At 37.5% G+C, this 2049-nt stretch carries 2 protein-coding genes; one reads left to right on the forward strand and one right to left on the reverse strand.

The annotated features are described in order from the left end of the window. Positions 1-158: 158 nt before the first annotated feature. A complete protein-coding gene (gene cadR / locus FTU50_RS15125; protein WP_000550240.1) occupies positions 159-551 on the reverse strand; it encodes a Cd(II)/Pb(II)-responsive transcriptional regulator in 393 nt (130 codons plus the stop codon). Between the two features lie 89 nt (positions 552-640). On the opposite strand from cadR, the gene FTU50_RS15130 reads away from it, so the two are divergent. Next, entirely contained in the window at positions 641-1921 is a 1281-nt protein-coding gene (locus FTU50_RS15130) for a cation transporter (RefSeq protein ID WP_005237495.1), read from the forward strand. Positions 1922-2049 lie beyond the last annotated feature (128 nt).

The raw sequence follows: 2049 nt of genomic DNA on the forward strand, positions 1-2049 counted from the left end.
CAATACCAGCGCACAGCCCAAAGAATGATTTCGCCCTGAAAATGCCGACCATGGAAAGGATTCATATGCTGCACCTTTAGCTAAAACAGTCTTCAGCTTACCATTCGTGGTTATTTGCAACAGTGCCGATTTTTTGAAAAAAGCATAGGTCTAGATAATCAAGCTAGATTTTTTAAAACTCCACATTGGTCAATTGTACATAAACCATCACAAGTACCTCTTAAATCAGATAGTTGTTCAATAAGCTTTTGTTGCTTGATTATATTTTCTCTGATAGCACTGACATGTAAGTCAATTAATTCATTCACATCTGAACAATTTTTCTCAGGTTTGTCTTTATAGGTAAGTAATTGACGAATTTCATTCAAACTCATATTTAAAGTTCGGCAATTCAAAATAAATTTAATTCGCTCAACATAGCCTACATCGTAAAGGCGGTAATTTCCTTCCGTTCTTTCCGGTTCCGGAATTAAACCTTCCTTTTCATAAAACCTAATTGTTAATACTGAACATGAGGTTTTTTTAGAGAGTTCACCAATTTTTAAATGCATTGAGTTAGTATTTCCAAAGATTCTTGACTCTATAGTAACTATAGGGATTCTAATATTCAAAGTTTATAATTTTTTTAATGGGTATAATTATGAGTGGTTGTGGATGTAGTAAAGAAACACCATGCGAAGATAAGAAATCTCAACAAGAAAATCATCCATCAATTGCAGAAGCAAACAATTCAAAGAATTGTGATAATACGCTTAGCTGTTGTGGTGAAGAGGAAGAAAAAAAATCTTCATCTCCTTGCTGTAACACTTCAAACAGTTGTGAAGATACCGCTCAATCCTGTTATGGTTCTGATCCCAAAGAAAATTTAAGCACTGAAGATATTTTAAAAGATTCGCACTACATGAGTGAATACTTAGTTCCCAAAATGGATTGTTCTGCGGAAGAACAGATGGTTCGTATGGCGCTATCTTCAATTGATGGTGTTCAAAAACTCATCTTTGATTTACCTAACCGTTCTTTAAAGGTTCTACATAATCAAAAAGATGAAAATATAACCACCAAACTTGAAGCTTTGGGTTTTGGTGCAAAGCTTGTGAAGACTGAAACTTATATAAGCAATCAACAGGCTAAGCAAACAAGTACCTACACCATTCCTAAAATGGATTGCTCTGCTGAAGAGCAAATGGTCCGTATGGCTCTTGCAGATATTGAAGCAGTTAAAGGTCTTACTTTTGATCTTCCCAATCGAAAACTGAAAGTCTTCCATAATGAAGGGATTCAGCAAATTACGGCTAAACTCGAAGGACTGGGTTTTGGGGCGAAACTTGATGAAACACAGCTTTCTTCAGGCGATATACCTAATGAACCTGATCCTGTGAGACAAGCTAAAGTACTTAAACTGTTATTAGGTATTAATGCTCTACTTTTCTTTATAGAATTCATCAGCGGTATTATTGCTGCGTCTACAGGATTGATTGCTGATTCTCTAGATATGTTTGCCGATGCAGCCGTTTATGGTATTGCGCTATATGCCGTCGGAAAAGCTGCGAAATATCAAATAAAAGCAGCCCATTTCGCAGGTTGGATTCAGTTATTACTTGCTGTTATCGTGATTGTTGATGTCATTAGACGATTCATGTTTGGAAGCGAGCCAGAATCAACGCTCATGATTGTTATTGGCCTGCTCGCACTTATAGCTAACGTGACATGCTTATATCTTATTTCTGGTCATCGAGAAGATGGCGCACATATGAAAGCCAGTTGGATTTTCTCGGCGAATGACGTTGTCGTAAATATGGGCGTTATATTTGCCGGTGTACTCGTGGCGTGGACGGGATCAGCTTATCCAGACTTAATCATTGGCATACTGGTTTCTTTATTCGTACTTAATGGTGCCCGAAAAATTTTGGCTTTGAAGTAAGGGCACTGTTGCAAATAACCACGAATGGTAAGCTGAAGACTGTTTTAGCTAAAGGTGCAGCATATGAATCCTTTCCATGGTCGGCATTTTCAGGGCGAAATCATTCTTTGGGCTGTGCGCTGGTATTG

This window comes from Acinetobacter sp. YH12112, assembly GCF_013418945.1.
GTDB classification, from domain to species: Bacteria; Pseudomonadota; Gammaproteobacteria; order Pseudomonadales; family Moraxellaceae; genus Acinetobacter; species Acinetobacter indicus.